A 4,482-nucleotide genomic window follows, 5' to 3' on the forward strand; every position below is an offset into this window, starting at 1 on the left:
GGCGCCGAGAGCGCCCTGGCGGCGCCCGGTAGCCACCGGCGGCCCCGGGCCGGACCCTCACGCACGGGCAGACGACGACCACGGTGCGCTGCCCCCGTCAGCCGGCCCTCGCGATCAAGTCGGAGACGCGCCGTCCGGGGAAGCAGCGAACGGCGACCGGAGTCGGGAGGCCGCGTAACGGGCGGATCGCAGCGGCTCGGCGAAAACCGCCGATACGGTGGTTGCCGGGGCGGGTGGGGGGCAGGCGCCCGGCGACCGAACACCCCGAACCGGGAGGTGGCTGTAATGGCCACGAGTCCGAAGTCGCACGTTCCCCACGGTGAGGGCCCCAGCAGGCACGAAGGCACCGAGCAGCACGGCTGGTCACCCGATGTCGACTCGACGCACACCCAGGAGAACCCCAGCGCCCGGCGTTCCTTCGACCCGCCGGAGAAGCATGAGGACGGCCCCCGCAAGTCCCGCAAGAGCACGCAGACCGGCAAGGCCGACGAAGGCGTCCCGGTCAAGAGCAGCACGCGCAGCGGCGAGGAGCTGGCCGAGCGCGGCGGCCAGAAGGGCCACCATGACCTGGGACCCCGTGGACGCTCCCAGCGCCCCAGCGGCGGCAAGGACGAGTCCGCCTTCACGGGCATCGAGAAGAAGGACGGCCCCAAGCGGCGGCGCCCTGGCTGAGCCCCGGCTCCACCGGCGAGGGTGGAGGTGTGCGACCTCGCCCGGCTCGGCGACGGCCTCGTTCAGCCTTGCGTGAAGTGACCGGGGGCCGCGGCCCGGACGCCGTCCCCGCCCGCATCTCCCTCGCCTACGAGGAGGCCCCGACCGAGGAGGCCCCGGCCCGACGCGCCTGAGAGGACGAGACGTGTGCTGCTCCGCGGCTGCGCCGAGCCCGGCGCAGCCGCTGAGCAGCGGCCGAGGAGGCTCGGCGAAACGCATCCTCACACCCTGCCTCCGACGCCTCCGACGCCTCCGACGCCTCCGACGCCTCCGACCCGCGACCGCCGCCTTCATGCGGGCCGGAGCAGAAGACCGCGTGGTTGCGAAGCGTCACGCTTGCGGAGTGTGCCTTTCGGAGGCCTGCTGCGCGGTGGCGCCGGCGACGAAGGTGTTGTGCGCTTCCACCGGGGACATGCCGTCGTTCTTCTCGCGGGGGACTCCGCTCCGCGTCCCGTCCCGGGGAGCGGCGGGCCCCTGCCCGATCTCGATCCTGCGGCGCCGTTGCCGTGCGGGCTTGGGCACGGTCACGGTCAGGACACCGTTGTCGAGGGTGGCCTGGCAGCGCTCGGGGTCGGCCCCGGCGGGCAGGCCGGCGCGGAACACGAAACGGCCCTGCCGACGGCTGAGTACCTTGGCGCGATTCTCTTCGGGCAGGTCGCCACGGATGATCAGCGTGCCGTCCTCGACCTCGATGTCGATGCTGTCGGCGGGGTAGCCGGGGAGTTCGAGCTTGAGGATGAAGGAGCCGTCGCGCTCGTCCTCCTCGGAGGCAGGAAGCCAGGCTCCACCACTTCCGGGGGGCGCGGCCCGTTCCAGGAACCGGCCCGTCTGCTCTCGCACCCTGTCGAAGTCACCGAACGGGGCCAGTGCTCTGAGCACCTTGCCAGGACTGCTTGCGCAGCGTCGGATGAGCCGTGCCATCTCCTTCACCTCCGTCTGGATCCCGGGGCGGGAGCGCCTTCCGGTACAGGGCGACTAACCGCGCCACCAGCGGCCAAACCAGCCGGACGCCGCGGCCTCCGCCACAGCGCGCGGCGGCACCAGCGGCGCAGCATGCCGGCCGGCCCCGAGGTCGGACCAGGCCCAGGTGGAGCTCTCCGAGCGCCCGCTGGGTGTGTTCTCCCGGCAGATCGCGCTGGCCGACACCCTCGACACCGAGCACATCGACGCCGACTACGAAGCCGGCGTGCTGACCCTGCGCATCCCGATCGCCGAGCGCGCCAAGCCCCGCAAGATCGCGATCGGTGACGGCGGCCGCAAGCAGCTCAGCAGCTGACCGCCCGGCCCCGCCGGGCCTGGCCTCCTCGCACGGTGCGGCGAAGGACGGCGGAACGAGGACGTGAGGGACCCGTGCCCCGCCCTTCCCCTGCCACCCTTCGCCGCCTCGCAGGGACCGCCCAGGGCACGTGCGGGACCCCCGGCTCGCCGCAAGGCGATGTCCTCGCCCTCCTGGGCGCCCACCTCGTCGGCGAGGACCGCGCCCGCACCGCCGCCTGCCTCCCCGAGACGTACGCGCTGCTCCTCTTGCAACTCCCTGCCGGCCACGGCCTGCTGTCCGGCGGCCGACCCCGCGCCCTCTGCCCGGGGGCTGCCGGGCGACCGGTTCGACGGCTCTCTCCTCCCCACCGGAAGCATCGGGGGGCGGGACACTCCCTCAGGGGCCAGGAGGGTTCCGGTGGGGTACGACGACGAGCTCGCCCACCACCCTGCCGGAGGCGGATCCGGGCCGCCGCGTACCTCCGTGCCCCAAGCCGCCGGGGAGGCGTACAGCCGCGGCCCCCTGCGCAGGCCGCCGCCTGCGCAGGGCTTCGTCGAGGGCTGCCGGCCCCTGCTCCCGGACGACTTCAGGCGCGGTCCTTCGACCCGTCTGCCGATTCCCGGCAGCCTGATCGAGGGAAGCGCAGGTGCTCAGGCACCCTCGGTAAGGACCGCATCGATCAACTGCCGCTGTTCGTCCGTCAGATGGGGATCGTGTAACTCCACTACCTTGCCGTCGACGTGGATGACGTAGCTGAAGCCGTCGGGCACGGAGCCCGATTGCGGAACCTCGTCGCTCAGCAAGCGCTCGGCCAAACGCTCCAACTCGGCCCCGTCACAACGGCAGCTCGTGTCGAGGGCACCTGTACGTTCCCTGCCTGCGAAGCCGCCGGTTCGCCTGATGGTGATCAGCATTGCGAGACCTCCTGGGACAGAGCGTCGCCTTTCCGCCCGGCCGGCGGTTCCTTCGACCTGGGGAGGGAAGAGGCGGCGCATCGGATGGGGACACCCATCGCTTGCCCCCGAAAGTCACGCACGTGCATCCGCCACGCAGCCTCGACTCAACACGTCCGAAATCGGCCCGCCGTTACCCGCGATGCCGCACCGCCCACGCCGTGGCCGTGCTGCCGGATCCGGCACGACCCCGCAGCGCAATTCCGGCGCGGCAGGTCGGACGGGCACCTGGCGAACCAACCCTCGGCGATCGGCCGTCCGTGGCCTGAACTTGCCTGCAGGACAACCGAAAAGGAAGCCCTGGAGCGTAAGGGCGAGGATGCGGGGCAGGGGCGCGGAAAGCCGTCCGCCGTCAGCAGAAGGGTCCTCACCATGCTTCGCTCCGCAGTAGTTGCCGCGTCCGTACACCCGGCCGGCCTCGCCGAGGCGGTGCCGGGAGCGGACTCCGGAGCCCGGGAAGGAGCAGGCGCCCTCGACGCGTTGGCGCTGAACACCCCGCCGCGGGAGTTGGCCCCGGCCGACGCCAGGGAGTTGTCGAAGCTCTTCCTCGTGCGGCTCCGCTCGCTGGAGGAGGGCACCCGCGAGTACCAGTACGTGCGCGGCACGCTGATCGAGATGAACATCTCCCTGGTCCGCTACGCCGCGCGGCGCTTCCGCAACCGGACCGCCCAGGCCCGGGGGGAGCTGGACGACATCGTGCAGGTCGGCACGATCGGGCTGATCAAGGCCATCGACCGGTTCGACCCGGACCGGGGCGTCGAATTCACCACGCTCGCCCTGCCGTTCATCGTAGGCGAGATCAAACGGTACTTCCGCGACACCACTTGGGCGGTCCACGTGCCGCGGCGGCTCCAGGAGCTGCGCGCGGACATCGCCAGGAGCCAGGAGGCGCTGTCCGACCTCCTCGGCCGGGCCCCGACCGTGGCCGAAATCGCCGAGGACCTCGGCATCGGGGAGGAAGAAGTGGTCGAGGGCATGGTCGCGGCGAACGGCTATGCGTCGGAGTCCCTCGACGCCGCAGTGGACGCCGACGCGCAGGCCGGCTCCGTCCGCCCGGGCCGTCGGACGCTCGCCGACACGCTCGGCGAGACCGACCCCGCCATGGAGCTCTTCGAGGACTTCGCCACCCTGGCCCCGCTGCTCGCCCGCCTCGACGAACGCGATCGGCGGATACTGGCCATGCGGTTCGGCAGGGAGATGACCCAGGCCGAGATCGGCGCCGAGCTCGGCATATCGCAGATGCAGGTCTCCCGCCTGCTGTCGCGGACCCTGGCCCGCCTCCGCGAGGGCATGCTCGCATCATGAACGCCGCGCACGGCCGTCCGGCGTGGCGCAGGCGCGCGGCGGCGCGATCGAGGCCGCCGGCCCGCCCCGTGGCAGCCGGCGGCCGGGAGACCTGCCGACCGTGGGCAGATCTATCGGCCGGGTACCGGCCCGGCGATGTCGAACTCCGCCCAGACGGTCTTGCCCTGCCCGTGCCGCTCGGCGCCCCAGCGGTCGGAGGTCCGCCGGACGACGAACAGGCCGTGCCCGCCGGGCTGGGCCTGCTGGTGGGCTGTC

4 protein-coding genes and 2 pseudogenes are annotated in these 4,482 nt (G+C 72.6%); 4 read left to right on the top strand and 2 right to left on the bottom strand.

Annotated elements, in window-relative coordinates; genetic code table 11:
• Positions 1-285 precede the first annotated feature (285 nt).
• Positions 286-672 (top strand): hypothetical protein, encoded by a 387-nt coding sequence (locus HYE82_RS34305; RefSeq protein ID WP_179178133.1) that lies wholly within the window; start codon positions 286-288, stop codon positions 670-672.
• Between the two features lie 369 nt (positions 673-1,041).
• On the opposite strand, the gene HYE82_RS34310 is transcribed toward HYE82_RS34305, so the two are convergent.
• Positions 1,042-1,632: an Hsp20/alpha crystallin family protein gene (locus HYE82_RS34310; RefSeq protein ID WP_179178134.1), complete on the bottom strand. Its 591-nt coding sequence runs from the start codon at positions 1,630-1,632 to the stop codon at positions 1,042-1,044.
• A gap of 148 nt (positions 1,633-1,780) precedes the next feature.
• Between HYE82_RS34310 and HYE82_RS34315 the strand changes: the two are divergent.
• Positions 1,781-1,987 (top strand): annotated as a pseudogene (locus HYE82_RS34315) (Hsp20/alpha crystallin family protein); the annotation flags it as partial.
• Between the two features lie 161 nt (positions 1,988-2,148).
• Positions 2,149-2,238 (top strand): annotated as a pseudogene (locus HYE82_RS38705) (DUF2267 domain-containing protein); the annotation flags it as partial.
• A gap of 381 nt (positions 2,239-2,619) precedes the next feature.
• On the opposite strand, the gene HYE82_RS34320 reads toward HYE82_RS38705, so the two are convergent.
• Complete coding sequence (locus tag HYE82_RS34320) at positions 2,620-2,883, bottom strand: protealysin inhibitor emfourin (protein WP_179178135.1); 264 nt, start codon at positions 2,881-2,883, stop codon at positions 2,620-2,622.
• 411 nt (positions 2,884-3,294) lie between these two features.
• Here HYE82_RS34320 and HYE82_RS34325 point away from each other — a divergent pair, with 411 nt between their 5' ends.
• Positions 3,295-4,227 (top strand): SigB/SigF/SigG family RNA polymerase sigma factor, encoded by a 933-nt coding sequence (locus HYE82_RS34325; protein WP_179178136.1) that lies wholly within the window; start codon positions 3,295-3,297, stop codon positions 4,225-4,227.
• Positions 4,228-4,482 lie beyond the last annotated feature (255 nt).

The organism is Streptomyces sp. BR123 (assembly GCF_013401435.1).
Classification (GTDB): Bacteria; Actinomycetota; Actinomycetes; order Streptomycetales; family Streptomycetaceae; genus Streptomyces.